14 protein-coding genes and 1 pseudogene are annotated in these 14833 nt (G+C 65.2%); 8 read left to right on the plus strand and 7 right to left on the minus strand.

Going from position 1 to position 14833, the window contains the following annotated elements:
• Nucleotides 1-36: 36 nt before the first annotated feature.
• A complete protein-coding gene (locus ABZU46_RS21760) occupies nucleotides 37-888 on the minus strand; it encodes an alpha/beta hydrolase (RefSeq protein WP_354860549.1) in 852 nt (283 codons plus the stop codon).
• Between the two features lie 189 nt (nucleotides 889-1077).
• Between ABZU46_RS21760 and ABZU46_RS21765 the strand changes: the two genes are divergently transcribed.
• The 3 genes from ABZU46_RS21765 to ABZU46_RS21775 all read left to right on the plus strand — a co-directional run bounded on the left by ABZU46_RS21765 (nucleotide 1078) and on the right by ABZU46_RS21775 (nucleotide 2601).
• On the plus strand, nucleotides 1078-1389 hold the full coding sequence (locus tag ABZU46_RS21765) for a hypothetical protein (protein WP_354860551.1): 312 nt from the start codon (nucleotides 1078-1080) through the stop codon (nucleotides 1387-1389).
• Nucleotides 1383-1667, plus strand: a complete 285-nt coding sequence (locus ABZU46_RS21770) for a hypothetical protein (RefSeq protein ID WP_354860553.1) — start codon at nucleotides 1383-1385, stop codon at nucleotides 1665-1667. Before ABZU46_RS21765 ends, ABZU46_RS21770 begins: the two co-directional genes overlap by 7 nt.
• A gap of 67 nt (nucleotides 1668-1734) precedes the next feature.
• Nucleotides 1735-2601 (plus strand): metallophosphoesterase, encoded by an 867-nt coding sequence (locus ABZU46_RS21775; RefSeq protein ID WP_354860554.1) that lies wholly within the window; start codon nucleotides 1735-1737, stop codon nucleotides 2599-2601.
• On the opposite strand, the gene ABZU46_RS21780 is transcribed toward ABZU46_RS21775, so the two are convergent.
• Both ABZU46_RS21780 and ABZU46_RS21785 read right to left on the minus strand, forming a co-directional pair.
• Nucleotides 2591-3874: a helix-turn-helix domain-containing protein gene (locus tag ABZU46_RS21780; protein WP_354860555.1), complete on the minus strand. Its 1284-nt coding sequence runs from the start codon at nucleotides 3872-3874 to the stop codon at nucleotides 2591-2593. The two genes, ABZU46_RS21775 and ABZU46_RS21780, sit on opposite strands and share 11 nt — an antisense overlap.
• Entirely contained in the window at nucleotides 3861-4022 is a 162-nt protein-coding gene (locus ABZU46_RS21785; protein ID WP_354860556.1) for a hypothetical protein, read from the minus strand. The genes ABZU46_RS21780 and ABZU46_RS21785 overlap by 14 nt, the downstream gene beginning before the upstream one ends.
• 225 nt (nucleotides 4023-4247) lie before the next feature.
• Between ABZU46_RS21785 and ABZU46_RS21790 the strand changes: the two genes are divergently transcribed.
• Together ABZU46_RS21790 and ABZU46_RS21795 are read left to right on the plus strand one after the other, a co-directional pair.
• Nucleotides 4248-5606, plus strand: coding sequence for a hypothetical protein (locus ABZU46_RS21790; RefSeq protein WP_354860558.1), 1359 nt, complete (start codon nucleotides 4248-4250; stop codon nucleotides 5604-5606).
• Nucleotides 5607-5646: 40 nt separating this feature from the next.
• Entirely contained in the window at nucleotides 5647-6183 is a 537-nt protein-coding gene (locus tag ABZU46_RS21795; RefSeq protein ID WP_354860559.1) for an NUDIX hydrolase, read from the plus strand.
• A 406-nt stretch (nucleotides 6184-6589) separates the two neighbouring features.
• Here the strand turns inward: ABZU46_RS21795 and ABZU46_RS21800 are convergent, their stop codons facing one another.
• Nucleotides 6590-6781 (minus strand): hypothetical protein, encoded by a 192-nt coding sequence (locus ABZU46_RS21800; protein ID WP_354860561.1) that lies wholly within the window; start codon nucleotides 6779-6781, stop codon nucleotides 6590-6592.
• A 618-nt stretch (nucleotides 6782-7399) separates the two neighbouring features.
• On the opposite strand from ABZU46_RS21800, the gene ABZU46_RS21805 reads away from it, so the two are divergent.
• Entirely contained in the window at nucleotides 7400-9196 is a 1797-nt protein-coding gene (locus tag ABZU46_RS21805; RefSeq protein ID WP_354860562.1) for a caspase family protein, read from the plus strand.
• Nucleotides 9197-9568: 372 nt separating this feature from the next.
• On the opposite strand, the gene ABZU46_RS21810 is transcribed toward ABZU46_RS21805, so the two are convergent.
• On the minus strand, nucleotides 9569-9856 hold the full coding sequence (locus tag ABZU46_RS21810; RefSeq protein WP_354860564.1) for a hypothetical protein: 288 nt from the start codon (nucleotides 9854-9856) through the stop codon (nucleotides 9569-9571).
• 266 nt (nucleotides 9857-10122) lie between these two features.
• Between ABZU46_RS21810 and ABZU46_RS21815 the strand changes: the two genes are divergently transcribed.
• Complete coding sequence (locus ABZU46_RS21815) at nucleotides 10123-11817, plus strand: hypothetical protein (protein WP_354860566.1); 1695 nt, start codon at nucleotides 10123-10125, stop codon at nucleotides 11815-11817.
• 52 nt (nucleotides 11818-11869) lie between these two features.
• Here the strand turns inward: ABZU46_RS21815 and ABZU46_RS21820 are convergent.
• Nucleotides 11870-12924 (minus strand): annotated as a pseudogene (locus ABZU46_RS21820) (IS110 family transposase).
• A gap of 470 nt (nucleotides 12925-13394) precedes the next feature.
• Between ABZU46_RS21820 and ABZU46_RS21825 the strand changes: the two are divergent.
• A complete protein-coding gene (locus ABZU46_RS21825; RefSeq protein WP_354860567.1) occupies nucleotides 13395-13790 on the plus strand; it encodes a hypothetical protein in 396 nt (131 codons plus the stop codon).
• Between the two features lie 87 nt (nucleotides 13791-13877).
• Here the strand turns inward: ABZU46_RS21825 and ABZU46_RS21830 are convergent, their stop codons facing one another.
• Nucleotides 13878-14651, minus strand: coding sequence for a hypothetical protein (locus ABZU46_RS21830; protein ID WP_354860571.1), 774 nt, complete (start codon nucleotides 14649-14651; stop codon nucleotides 13878-13880).
• Nucleotides 14652-14833 lie beyond the last annotated feature (182 nt).

Raw genomic sequence — 14833 nt, forward strand, 5'->3', positions numbered from 1 at the left:
TCGTGACGCTGGTGTCCGATCGGCTACCGGTACGGGTCAGGCGTTAGCCATGGCGGGCTGCTTCATGAAGTCCATGATCGCCTTGTTGACCTCGTCGGCGTGCGTCCACGGGATGCCGTGCGGCGCGCCCTGGAGCGTGACGAGCGTGCCGGTCGGCATCATCGGGCCGAGCCGCTGGCCGGTCACCGGGTAGGGCAGCACCCGGTCCTGGTCACCCTGCACTATCAACACCGGAATATCGATCTTCGGTAGGTCCTGTCGGAAGTCCTCCTGCCAGGCGTTCACACTGTCGTGGGTGGCCTTGCCGGAGGCCATCGCGCCGATCTGCCAGTGCGCCCGGTACGCCTCCTCGCTGACCCGCTTGCCCATGTTCTGGTCCGGGTTGAAGAACGCGTCGCAGAACGACGTCAGGTAGGCGAAGCGGTCCTTCATGATGGCGTCCTGGAAACCCTTGAAGAGGTTCCGGTCGACGCCCTCCGGGTTGTCGTCGGCCTTGGCCAACATCGGCTGCAGCGGGCTCAGCAGCACGGCCTTGCTGACCCGCTGGGAGCCGTAGTTGCCCAGGTAGCGGACGACCTCACCGGTGCCCATCGAGTGACCCACCAGGGTGACGTCGCGCAGGTCCAACTCGGTCATCAGCACGTCGAGGTCCGCGGCGAACGTGTTGTAGTCGTAGCCGAAGGCCGCCTGCGCCGAGTTGCCGTAACCGCGTCGATCGTAAGTGATCGTCCGGTATCCGGCGTTGAGCAGCGCGCTGGTCTCCTTCTCCCACGTTGCCCCGTTGAACGGGAAGCCGTGGATCAGCACCACGGGCTGACCGGATCCGTGGTCCTCGTAGTACAGGTCGATGGGTGCGGAGTTTTCCGTCCCCACGGTAACGAAAGGCATGTTTTTCTCCTGCTCCGGTTTGGGCTGTCGGACGCCCCGCGCTTTCCCGTCGAGTCGCCGGATATGCGGCCGACCGCCGTCGCCCAGGTCAGCCGCCCGCGGCTCCGGGCGACCGAGCCCGGCATCGACATTTATCAACCTCTTCGGTAGGGTCGCCGGTAGGAAAGTTTCGGCGTACGGGAGGTGGGCATGCTTCGAAGAAATCTCGCAGCGCTGGCCGTCGGAGCGGCCGTGGCCGCCCTGGGCGCCACGCCGGCCCAGGCCGACCCGGTGGTGCCACGGCACGCCATCGTGGTCTGCCAGAGCGCCAGCTTCTACGCCAACTACGACTCCGCCGGCGGCCCCACCGGACTGAAGCGCACGCTCGGCTACGGAAACAAGATCGGCCACACCCCGGGCGCGCATCCGGTCTACAACGGGTGGGCGGCCTCCTTCGACTTCGGCCCGAACGACTGGGGTTACCTGCGCGCCGAGTGCATCGGCGGGTACGACTCATGGTGAGGACCCGGGTGATGGCCGGCCTGCTGGCCGGGATCCTCGCCGCGACCCTCGCCGCGCCGGCCCCGGCGCAGGCCGCCAACGGCACGATCGGTCAGCGGGAGACGGTGTGCGCGAGCGACCTGTTCGTCCGCACGCAGCCCAACGGCGCCTGGATGGGCACCCTCTACCAGGGTCAGACGTTCCTGGTCGAAGGTCCCCGCAGCGGCGGCTACGTCTACGGCTTCGCCTACGGGTACATCAACCGGCGCGGCTGGGTGCAGGACGGCTGGTTCTGCTGAGCGGTCGGCCGGCGACGCGACCGGATCGGAGTGCCCCGATCCGGCCGCGGCGGCCTAGCCTCGAACGGTGAGCCCTTCGCCCCGACTGCGAGCCGTCAGCGACCTGCACATCAGCTATGCGGAGAACCGCGCGTTCGTCCAGGAGCTACGGCCGGACCACCCCGGCGACTGGCTGCTCGTCGCCGGTGACGTGGCCGAGCGGTACGCCGACATCGAGTGGGCTCTCGGCCTGCTGAGCAGCCGGTTCGCCACGGTGGTCTGGGCGCCCGGCAACCACGAACTGTGGACGCCGCCCGGCGACCCGGCGCACCTGCGCGGCGAGACCCGCTACCGCGAGCTGGTCGCCCTGTGCCGCCGGCTGGGCGTCGTCACGCCCGAGGACCCGTACCCGGTGTGGGACGGCGAGGGCGGCCCCGCCACCATCGCCCCGCTGTTCGTGCTCTACGACTACACGTTCCGGGTGCCCCAGGCCCGTACCAAACAGGAGTCGCTGGACCTGGCGTACGCGGCGGGGGTGGTCTGCACCGACGAGGCGCTGCTGCACCCCGACCCGTATCCGAGCCGGGAGGCGTGGTGCGACGCCCGCATCACCGAGACCGAGCGCCGGCTGGCCGAGCGCGACCCGGCGCTGCCGACCGTGCTGGTCAACCACTACCCGCTGGTGCGCGAACCCACCGACGTGCTGTGGTTCCCGGAGTTCGCCCAGTGGTGCGGCACCGTCCGCACCCGCGACTGGCACCTGCGCTTCGGCGCATCCACGATGGTCTACGGGCACCTGCACATCCCCCGTACGACCTTTTACGACGGCGTGCGGTTCGAGGAGGTCTCGCTCGGCTACCCGCGCGAGTGGCGACGACGCGGCCCGATCCCGGACCCGGTGCGCACCATCAATCCCGCCGACGACCTGCGCCGGCGCGAGTCCGTCAGCGGGTGAGGCCAACGAGCGTCGCCAGTCGCGCCACGCCGGCCGGCGCCGGCTGCGCCCGGGCGACATCGGCGATGAGAGTACGCGCCAACGGCCGCCACCGAACCTCAGCCGGCGCGACACTGTCCGCGTCGACCAGGGCGCGCGCCGCCCCGCGCAGGTCACCGGTGTGCAGGTACGCCCGCGCGACGTCGAGCAGGTACGCGCCCCGATACTCGGCCGGCAGCCGCCGCCACGCCTCCCGCCGAACGACGCTTACATGCCGTTGCAGCGCAGCAGAGGCATCACCTCGTTGCATTGCCAGCAGCACGCGTGCCATCTCCACGGCGACCGGCCCGAAGCTGGTGCGGTGCTGATCGTCGTACCCCCTCAGGCTGGCGGCGATGGCCGCGGCCCGGTCGGTCAGCTCATCGGCGCGGTGGTGCTCACCGCAGCTGGCGGCGGCCAAGGCGGCCTGGAGCAGCAGCGTCCCACCCACGGCCCAGTCCCGACGGTCGCCCCGGCCTGCGTTCTCGCCCCCGCCCGGGTGATCGCTTTTGCCCGGGCGATCGCTTCTGCCCCGGTGATCAAGAGGTTTGCGTCGACTTTGATCTCCAAAAGCCCCGCAAACCTCTTGATCACCGTCCCGCCGTGGGTGCGGCAGGACCCGGTGGCCGGCGGTGAGGGTCGCGGACAGGGCCAGCCGGTCGCGGCCGGACGCGCGTAACGCCTGGGCCACCGCGATTGCCGCTGTCGCCGCGAGCACAGGGTCATCGCCGGCAGCTCCCATGGCCCGGTCGGCGGCCAGCCAGGCGAGGTCGGCCTCACCTCGCTTGACCAGCAGCAGTGAGGTGATTCGGTACGCCTGCACCAGCAACTCCGCTGACCGCGCGCCCTGAGCCGCGTCGAGCAGACCCGGCACCGCGCGCATCAACTCCGGGTAGTGCGCGTGCTGGTATGCCAACCAGGTATGCCCGACCTGCCGCCTCAGCTCGTGCGTCTGTGGTGGAGCGTGCGGGATGTCGTAGCGTGCGAGCGCCGCCCGGATGTCGTCCACTCCGGCCGGCGTGCCCGCCGGGCTGCTGCTGGGCGGCTGGCCGAGCAGGACCTCCGGATCGACCCGCAGAACGCCGGCCACCTCCTGGATCACCGAATACCGGTCCAGAGGGCGAACGCCACGTTCGATCTTGTCCACCCAACTCTTCGACCTGCGCAGCCGGTCGGCGAACATCTGCTGCGTCATTGACCGCCGCACCCGCCAGCTCGCCACGCGTCGCCCGATCGGCAGGTCATCGCTGGTCACGCCGCCACCGCCGGTCCGGGAGCGCTCGGGTCGTGTCGTCGAGCGGTACGCGCTCCGCCTCGGCCTGATCCAGAAGGCGCTGCTTGGCAGCCTCCCGCTCGGCCGCCTCAGCCTGTTCACCCTTGCTCGCCGTCTCGTCCCCGCGCATGCTCACCTCCGTCAACTAGGCGCGACGGCGTTTCCCCCCGTCGCCGCCTATGAACTTCTGTGACCAGCAAAGTCAGCCGCCGAGGGACGGACCAGATGGCAAGCAATGCGTGCCGTTGCGCTGCTCAGGACGTGGGTTGCGCGGGGTTGCGCGGGTCCCCATAGGACCAGATCTACCCTTAGGCTCGTCACTAGTTGTAGTTGGCTGATGCCTGGAGGCGAACCCATGGCGCGACCGGTGACGAACGTCGCTTTAGAAGGGCTGTTGCTTGCCGCCGGCTACGGCAACGCTCACGCTGCCTTCGCTCGACAGCTCAATCACGCCGGTCGCGACCAGGGCGCCTGGCGGTACGACGCTGCCAGCGTCTATTGGTGGTTACGCGGCCGCCGGCCGGGCGAGCACGTCCAGGCCGCCATGGCCGAGACTCTAGGCCGCAAGCTCGGCCGCCCTGTTGCCGTCACGGAACTGGGTTTCGGCACGACCGACGGCATCGAAACCTGCGTCTACCCGGCGACCGTCGATGGGACGATCGATACTGCCGAGCGGATCTGGGCGACGCTCAGTAAGCACATCAACCAACAAGCCAGCGGAGCATTCGACAGCGGAAAGGCTGAACAAGCTGCGCTCGGATGGCGGTATGACCTGCCCGACGGCATGCTGAGCCGGAGCGGTCGGCAGTTGGTCAGCCTCACCGACGTCCAGTCGCTGTACGCCCTGGCGAATCACTTCACCGACCTCGACCGACGTCACGGCAGCGGCTCGCCGCGCACCCGGGTTCTATTAGCGGACTTCCTCGTGCGTCAGGTCGCTCTCATGCTGCGCGGCACCTACACGGATGCCGTGGGTCGCGACCTCATGCGAGCAGCCGCGACGCTATGCGGCCAGCTCGCTTTCATGTCGTATGACGCGGGCGACCAAGCCAACGCCCAACAGCACGTGACCATCGCCCTGCGGCTCGCCAAGGCCGCCGACGATCGCCTCTACGGCGCTCACCTGCTGGCCAATCTCGCCACCCAGGCCGTGCACCTGGGTCACTCCCGGGAGGCGATACGGCTCGCCGAAGCGGCCATCGACGGAGCAGGCGGTGCACCAGCCGCGGTGCTCACTCGACTGCACGCCACCGCCGCCACCGCATACGGGCAGTCAGGTGAGCGACGTGCCTGCCAGCTCGCGCTTGCCAGAGCCGAGCGGGCTCTCGACCGCATCGGCGCGGACCCCGGCCCGCGCTGGGTCAGCTACTTCAGTCCAGCCCACCTCGCCGGAGCCGCACTCAGGTGCCTGGCGGATTTACGTCAGTACTCGCAAGCCCTCCGACACGCCCCGGAGGCGCTCACGCTCGACAGCCAGAACACCCGGACGCGTGCCCTACACACTGCCCTCGTCGCCATAACTCATGCCCACGCCGGGGACACCGATGCCGCCTGCATCTGGGGTCGAGAGCTGGCGCAGCACGCTGAGGGTATCCAGTCGTCGCGTGTTCAGCAGCGCGTCCGCGAACTCGCTATCGCACTCAGCTCACAGCGCACGTCTCCCCAGGTCAACGACGTCCTCCGCGCCCTCGCCGCCATGCCCGCAGCCACATAGAGCCGTAGTCGCCCTCAGCCTCTCCGCTAGCGTCACCTGGGTGACCTGGACGGAGCCTGCCACCTGGTACGCCAACCTGGCGTCCTTCTACGCCGCCGCCGCAGCCTTCATCACCGACCCGGCCGGCAACGTGCTGCTTGTCAAACCCACGTACCGCGACTATTGGGCCCTCCCCGGCGGCTATGTCGACGAGGACGAATATCCCCATGTTGCCTGCGCCCGTGAGATCCGAGAGGAGTTGGGAATCTCCGTGGTGGTGGGTGACCTTCTCGTAGTCGACTGGGCACCGTCCGCCGGGCAGCGGCCACGGGCGATCATCAGCTTCACGTTCGACTGCGGGTCGATCGCCAATCTCGATGACGTCAGCTTGCCAAAGGAGGAGTTGGAGGACGTCGCCTTTCTCCCGTGGCGAGAAGCCGAGCAGCGACTTCCCGACAACGTCGCCACGCGAATCCCTGCCGCAATGGGAGCCCGTGACCGTCGCGCGCCGGTGTACTTCGCTGGCGGCTCGGTCGTTCCAGCATCCCCTGTTGATCGAGCGGAACACGACGCAGAACCTCGGTCGCAGACTGCGTGAACAGGATCCGGCGTACAGGTCGACTCGTCCGTCGCCCACCAGGCCAGAGCCGCGATCAAGGCTCTGAGCTGGTTCTAGTTCGGGCGTCGATGGTCGTTCATGGTCAACATTGGGCGGCGTTTGACGCCCTGGAGGCGCCCTGAGCGCCGGCTCAGTTGACCTCGTCTCGGGTCGGGCTGGCTGTGCCGCTGTGGGGCCTCTCCGGGCGGCGCTCGGTTGTTCCGGAGCCGGAGTCGGAGCCGGCGCTGCGGGAGAGGGCTCTTCACGTCCTAACGGTGGAACTGGCGCCGCGACCCGGTGACTCGGTGGCAAGCCAGTCCCGGGGTTGGACTGGCGCGGCAGGCGGAAGCCCCGACCCCGACGGCGGTCGAGGTGCCGGCTTCCGCACCGCTTGCTGGCAAGCCGGCTACGCGAATCTGCCGGTGCCGCCCAACCGGATGTCCAGGTCCCGCAGGAGGGCGCGGAGCCGTCTGCTGGTCTCGGCGTCCATGTAGGGGATCGGTCTACCTGCGGCCTGATGCTCGCCCAGGTCGTACAGCGCGATGCGAAGATCCTCGGCGGTGGCGAGGTCGAGACGCAACTCGATTGGGTCGTCCATGCTGCGACCATAAGGCTCTGCCGTCATCTGCCGTGAGGGCGGTGTCCCGGCGGCTGTCGGTGGCTCACCGCCCCGGTGCCGTAGGCGGCCGGGGCGGCTTGCCGCCGGCCGGGCTTGCCGCCCAGCACCGCGCGGAGCGCGGTGCCTTGATCCTCTACAGGACTATTCGGCAGTTGCAAGCGCGAGGCATAATGCGCAATGTGAATCATGAGTGGTCGCGCGTAGAGGTCGTCATCGAGGCTGCCGAAGATGATGCGCTGCTAGGGCTAAGGGACGACTTGAGAGCGATTGGGTCGTCCGTAAACGCAGAGATGGCCTTGCTTAGTCGAGAAGCGCCGGAATATCGACTGCCGCATGGTTGGGTGCCAAAGGCAACGATGGATCCGGCGATGGCTGTCCTTGTCGTGGGGGCTTCACTCCAGGCGGTCCGCATCGTTGCCAACGTTGTAAGCCTTTGGATCCAGCGACAGCATGCCCGTTCCATTACCCTTTCCGTAGGGTCCGATCGGTTGGAGATCAAATCGGCGTCAGGGGCGCACCAGGCTGCCGTTATCGAAGCCTGGTTGGAAAATCTCCCTCAGGGTAGTTCAGCTTCCCCGGAGTTAGAGCAGGCCAAGGATGCCTAAGAAGGCTCTATTGATTGCCTGCTCGGAGTTCGGTGATCGGAGGCTTCCTCAGCTTGCATCCCCCGTTGCTGACGCATCCCGCCTTGCTAAAGCCCTCCGCCGAAGCGGGGTGGGTGATTTCGATGTGACGATAGTTGCTAACCCAACTCTGCGTGATGCGCAAATCGCTATCCATGAAGTGTTTGCTAATGTTAGAGCTGATGACCTTGCATTCGTCCATTTGTCTGGCCATGGCATCAAAGATGCCAATGGTCGGTTCTATTTCGCAGTCCCCGACACGGACGTAAACGCACTCCCGGCGACGGCTCTATCTGGAAGATATCTGCGAGAGCAGCTAAACGATACGTCTGCGCGTCAGATTGTACTTGCTTTGGATTGCTGTTATTCGGGAGCGTTTGGCCGTGATCTGGTTGCAAAATCGATCACGAACGTTGTGGGCCTTCCAGAAGAGTTGAGTGGAAGCGGGCGAGCGGTGATGACTGCGAGCAGCGCTATCCAGATCGCCTTAGAGTACACTCAGGAGGATGTCGCTGCGTCGCTCTTTACTCAAGCGTTGGCGGATGGCCTCTTAACAGGCTTGGCGGACCTAAATGGTGATGGATGGATTACCCTAACTGAGCTGTATCAGTTCGCCAGCGCCGAAGTCAGGAAGAGAAATTCTGAGCAAACCCCCGAGTTGAATTTAGTGGGGCTGAACGGCGATATTGTTATCGCCCGAGCGCCGACTGTCGTCAGACCCGCTGATTCATTGGACGATGACGTTGCCATCGCACTAGAAAGTCATCACTACCTTCTGCGCTTGGCGGCGGTCCAGATCATTGAAGGGCTAATGTATAGCCGGGACCATTCGCGGGCATCAGCTGCCAAGGGGTTACTTCGTAAGCTGCGGAGCGATGAACACCCGGCGGTGAGAGATGAAGCTGGCCGTGCTCTGTTTCGGGGGCCGAAGCAGCGTCGTCGGACACTGAAGATACAGGAGCGTCCGAGCGAAAACACGACTGCGCAGAAGTGGGCCGTTGTTCGAGGTGAAGCGCTGGCCAAGGCGGCCGAGCTGGTAAGTAACGTCGTTAGTGCCGATAACGGCCCCTACTATCGGTCGGAGCGAGAGCAGTTGATCGCGAATGTCCTAGTTGTGCATAACGGCGAGTGCTTGAATTTGATGGCAACTGACAAGTATCAGGCTATCTCCCTGGACCTGCCGGTAATGAAAGGTGAAGTCGAATTTAAGGGTTTGCTAAGCGGCTTTGATATTCTTTCACTTCGAGCGTTTCGTCGAAGCGCCGAGGTAATGCTGCTTGCAGACGTGCATCGGGTAGAGGTAATCGCCGGAAATAAATTCATTGCCTTTGATTGCCATCTCGATCCGGAGGCATACCCGCCACTTCAATCAATCCTAAATGCTGGACCTAAGGGTACTATTGTTGAGATAAGCAGGATTGCGCTGCTTGATGCCGTCAATAAGACCATTAGCCTCACTTTGGATGGCTATCTTCCGTGGATTGTTTTGGAGTATGGTCTTGCTCCTGACGAGATCCGCGTATGGGATTCGATGAACGTCGGGCGCGAATCTTTCGTTGTGCCGGCGGTGGTGAGCGGGCGGCGTGTGCGTGTAGCCCTGAATTCTTCGTACTTACTGAATGCGCTAGAGGGATTTCGCTCTCCTACGATTCGGTTGGGAATAGAGAACTCACAGGTGGCTGTTTCGGTTACCTCCCCTCAGGAGACTTCTCATCGACGGGTAATCATGCCCATCCGCAGCAAATCTGGCGCGGTTGTCAATCAGCGGTAAATCCCGCCTCCTTCATCGTCTGCGCGTAGGTGTGGGGCTGTCTGATGACTTCGAAAAAGAGGACTCATCCTGGTTGTAAGCGAAACGTTGGCAGTATTACGGCCTTGCGGTGCACAAACAGCTCTCGCCGGACCGTGGCAGCACCCTTGCTGTCAAGTTAAAGCGGAACTTAGACGGTCTCTCTCGTGACCTGCGGCGATTTGGTCGGCGCGCTGGTCACCCTCGCTCCCGGCCTCACGTCGTTGATGGCTGATTGCCGACGCTTCACACTGTCTTATGCCCCGTATGTGCCCCGGAGACTCCTTGCCCCCAGGCAACTGAACAGACCCCGACAGCCTGCGGATTCGCAATGCCGCCCCCGGGCCGCTGGACTCAGCCCGCCGCTGCCGAGAGATTTACCGCGTAGGCTCCTAGAACGAGAGCTACGGACAAAGCAGTCATCTTCAGAATCCCCATGGACTTCTCCTCCGTCAGTTCAGCCACTCTTTCGAGTGCAACTGCCAGGAACGTGAAGAGCCAGCCGGCGACCATGAACAGGAGCGACGGAACCCGCAGCTGCGGGCTCAGCCCAGCGTTGGCGTCGATGCTTCTACGCACCAGCGGCCTGACCTCCTCGTCCCGGAGGAACCACCGGTCGTGGATGAGCTCCGTCAGCAGCATGGCCGACCCGGCCGAACGGTCCACCGCAGTCCATGGGCATCCAGCGTTGCTCGGGCTCGTCGTCACCCAGTTGGTCACACAGCACGACTGTAAGACGCTGAAGCGGCACTCAGAGCTGCTGCCCTGCCACCAGCGGGACCGTGGTCGGTGCTGACCGGCCGGCTCATGTATCGGTTGGCCGCTTAGGCCGAAGGAACGGCCGCCTTTGGGCAGCAAATACTTCTCGCAAACTGGACATGCACCCGGCCGTAGGGCACGCTCTAGCTATGAGTTCTTCTCAGCCGCCTTCCGAGCAAGCTTTAGCCGCCGGGACCAAGCTTTCCAGTCTGGTATGGCTTATGGAAGTGGCCGGAAGAGAATTTGTGACGTACATACTGAATTGCGGCGAAAACCTCGACTCCATCTTGTCGGGGATCACAACTCTAACGCCCGAACAAGCTGCCAACACCGAAATCCTCGACCGAACCCTACGAGGACTCCCTGAAGATATAGACCAAACAGTCCGAGTTCGCGCCGCCCTGAGCTGGCTGTCAGAATGCCAGGCGAACGGCCAGTTGACCGCGCAGATGCTTTATCTCAACGCGGGCGGCCAGCAGATCTCGGTGCCTGCGGCCGACGACCTAGAAGAGTCCATTGCCGATCTTGCCGATGCCGTTTATTCAGCGTTGCTTCTGCCGGACGAGTTCGCGGAGATGTTCGACCACTACAACCTCCGCGTCGGCATCTACGCCAGTCGAGCAATCTTCGATCATCCTAGCGCCAGCGGTTTCCGCGAAGCCGTAATGAATGACTCGACCCTAGGTCAGCTATTTGCCATCGAAGGAGAGCGCACGGGCCGAGTTACGAAGCGCATCTATCTCAGCACCGGCACCGCTCACTCGATCCAACTGCTAAGGTTGCCCGAGATTATTTTGACTCGGGCATGGCACTCGATCCCCCTCGCGGAACAGGGCCCGATGCAGTTCGTCGAGGCCGCCCTGAAAGAGCTTCGGAATATTCGCAGTATCCTGAGTCGCAAGCGGGGGATAACCAGAGGGAAGATCGCCTTTGCCGGAATCCTCCTTCCGGAAGGCAGTGGACTGACCCTGAAGGGTGCCTCTGTTCGGAGCACAACGGATGACGATCGCAAACTCGCGCCTCCGTCCCTTAAAGGTCAGGCCAGCGCTACTGACTTTTCAGGAGTCACCACCACTGTCAGTTACGACGGTGACATCGTGCTGGAGATGCAGATTCCACTCACGATACGTGTCGTCGACGGGTCGTCTGGCAATCTGAGATGGCCGGATGACATGCATCTCCCCGATGAAGTCGAGGCGACGATCAATAGGTTGCGTTTTGGGCTAATCATGGCGGTGGAACGGGAGGCCCGTGCGCTTCTCGTTCCTACATGGCGGCACTTTGACGATCCGTTGGACACAACGATGAGTTTGTCGTGGTCGGATCCGCGCGAGGGCGCGGGCTTCATGCCCACACAGCTAACTGGAGACGAAGTAACTTCCTGGGCGTCGTGGTACGAGAGACTTAGCAAGCCATATGTGGCGAAAATCGACCTCGCGCTCAGTCGCATACTCAAGGCGAGTGGGGAGCGGCGAGATCCATCAGATGTTCTTATCGACTCAGTTATCGCATGGGAGAGACTATTCGGAACAAAGGAGGGCGAGCCCACTTTCCGCATTAGTACTTCTATCGCCATACTGCTAGGTGAGACATTCGAAGAACGAATGGAGATCAAGACCAGGCTGTCCACAATCTACGGCCTTAGAAGCAAGGTCGTCCATGGCAGCGGGCACCTGAAGCCTTCCGAGTATGCGTTTTGCTACGAGGCGCTCGATGTTGCCATTAGAGCCGTTCGTATTCTATTTCTCGACCGTGCTGACATTTTGCAGCTGCCGGATGGGGCAACACGTAGTTCCGCGCTGCTGCTCGGTGCTAGGCCATCGCCCGACGAGGAGCCACCGTAATCGCCTGTATCCGGCAGCACCCTCGGAAGCCCTCCCGATGCTCCTATGGAGGTCAAGGGGCGAGGGCGGCGAAGTCAGCGCGTAGGGCGGTGTAGACGTCGCGGACGATGTAGCGCTTCAGGCAGCGCAGGATCTCCTGCTTGCTGAGGCCTTCGGTTATGCGGCGGTGGACGTAGGCGGGGGTGCGCTGGTCGTAGCGCATGCGGCACAGCGCGATGGTGTGCAGGGCGTGGTTGGCGCCGCGGTCGCCTCCTCGGTGCAGGCGGTGGCGGCGCACCCGTCCGGAGCTCGCTGGGATGGGGGCTGCGCCGCAGAGGTGAGCCAGAGCCGCTTCGGAGTGCAGCCGGTCGGGGTTGTCGCCGGCGGTGGTGAGCAGCTGGGCGGCGACGTCGGGGCCAACGCCGAACAGGGCCGTGGTGCGGGGCGCTGCGCGCTGGACGATGGGTGTCACCTGCCGGTCGAGTGTGGTGAGCTCCTCCGTGAGGATGGTGACCCGGCGGGCGAGCCCGACCAAGGCTGCGGCGGTGGCGTGTTCCGGCTCGTGAAGTCTGGCCGGGTCGTAGGTCAGCGCAGCGCACCGGCTGACCAGCATGGCGCGCTGGCCCTGGTCAGGTGGGCACGCAGTTGCTCGGGGGCAGCGGCGACCAGGCCGCGCATCTGATTCAGGGCGGCGGTGCGGGCCTTGACCGCTCCTCGGCCGGCGAACCGGAGGGCGCGGATCGCCTCGACCGGCCCAGTGCGGGTCTTCGGCGTGCCCATCGCGGTGCCAGCAAGGGTTGCCTGGGCGGCGGCGATCGCGTCGATCGGATCGGACTTGCCCTGTGCGCGGCGAGCGCGGCGGTCCGGCCGGTCCACCTCCACGACGGCGATCTTTTTGCTGGTCAGATAACGGGCCAGGCCGGCCCCGTAGCTGCCGGTGCCCTCCACGCCCACGGCAGTTACCCGCCCGAAGGAGCGCATCCAGGCCAGCAGATCCGCATAGCCGGCGGTGGTCGCGGGAAAATCGGCGTCGCCGAGGAGCCCGCCGGTGCTGTCGATGACAGCGGCGTGGTGTGTGTCGCGGTGGGTGTCGACACCACCGATGAGAGATCGCTCCTTGGCTGCCATGCTGGTGAGGTCCGCCTTTCTCGGTCGCGTCGAGAACACGTGGACACGTCACCGGTCAGACGATGCGGACAACACAGTAGTGGGCGCCTCTCGCACAGGCTTCTGTCACGTCACGACGCCTGACCGGTGACATGCAGCTACCGGGGCCACCAGGCCGGCCGACGAATCGGGATGAGGACAACAACCGTCGGTCTGCCGATGAGTCAGACCAACCCGGCGACCCACCCCACCATCCTCACTGTCTGCCGCCGACCCGCCTCATGGAAAGCGGGCCGCCGCCCGGCCTGCTACGTCAAGCGGACTTGACGCAGGGTCGGACGCTGGCGGGTCGGGTGGTGGTCTGCCCGCCTTGCCAGCGGGCCGCCGGCTGGCGGGATGGCCCGCGCAACCACCCACGGAGGTGGTGCTGATCAGGTGTCTGTCCAGTGTTAGGTCTGGCCGGGCCGTCGCCAGGTGTATACGGTGCATCGGTGCATGACCCATCCGTGCTGGACGGTCTGGCGGAGATGACCGGCGTGCAGATGCTGTGGTTCGCCGACTACTACGACGGACCGTTGGATGGTCTCGCGCTGCTCGACGGCAGGGAGTACTGGTTCATCGCCGTTGCCAATGAGCACGGCTGTCCCGTTGATCAGGAACGGCGCTGCTACGTGCTTCATGTGATCTCGGAGGAGCAGGCACGGGCGGAGTGGGCGGAGCACCGCAATTTTGTGGCAGTGGTCGGTGGGCCTGGGTGCGTACACACACCCGCTTGCCCCCGCGGCCTCGGTGATGCCGACGCGGCTGCTGCCTGGCACCGCGATCATCCTTGGGAGCTGCGGCCCGACCATGCCAGTGGGCCAGCGGTCGGATGGTTCCGCGGGTAGACCGTCGAGGTAGGCGAAGACTGCGCAGTGGCGTTCTCCCGCTCATCGGTCGAGCCGTGGCGGTTTCATCAACCCTTACCGGCATGACTAGTCCGGGTAGGAGTCGTTGATGACCAACTCTCGGGTCTCGATGATGCCGGGCCAGTACGGGGAGACCGGATCGGTGCCCCGGCGCAGCCAGAGGGTCGTGCCGTCGGTGGCCGTCGCGGTCTCGATGACGTACTCGGTGTCCGCCTCGATGCGGCCGGTCTCGACTGGGCCCATGCCCAGCCTTTCCGCCTCGGTGCGCAGGTCGGCGCGGGCAAGGTAGAGCAGAGCAGCGCGGCCCGGGTCCACGCTGACGGCGGCCGGCTCGACGCGGGCCAGCCACGGCCCCAGCGCCTGCACGCTCCCGGCGATCGTGGCCGCCGGGACGGTGACGAAAAGCCGGGCGACGACATCAGCTTCGGCCGGCCCGATGTCCAGGGTGCGGTCGGGCGTGAGGCCGGAGCCGTGGGTCGCGCCCTCCCAGCCCAGATCCTGGTCGGCCCGATCGATCACCAGGCGGGTGGCCGGCGGCCCGGACGGGGGTACGACGGTCTCGGCGTAACGGACGTTGCGCGAGTAGGTGAAGTCCTGTTCGCGCCAGCCCAAGCGGTGCAGCAGCGGCTGCGCCAGGGCGTGCATGGCGCGTTCCTCGTTCCCGGCGACCCGGTAGCCCGACAGCAGCAAATCCGCGCGGTCGACGTCGACGTCGATCCCGTCGGCGCCGATCTCGTCGGCGAGCGGAGCATAACGGCGCAGGGCGTCGGTGGCGGTGCCGGTGCCACGCTCCAGCCTGAGCATCGCCCTCATTCTGAACGGCGGCTTGTTCTTCGCCACTCGCTTCACCACCAATCCGCGGCATGCACCGTCACGCGGGGCACCGTAACCAGTGGCTACGAAGTGAACAACGGATTTGGGCCGGGTCGGCTGGGCACCTGCGCCGACGTCACGGTCGAGAATCGTTGGAGGCGTCGAGTCCACGTGCCCGCTCGCCGGACAGGTGGCGGCCGCCGGTCGGC

The sequence above is a fragment of the Micromonospora sp. NPDC005197 genome (assembly GCF_040608295.1).
Taxonomy (GTDB): Bacteria; Actinomycetota; Actinomycetes; order Mycobacteriales; family Micromonosporaceae; genus Micromonospora.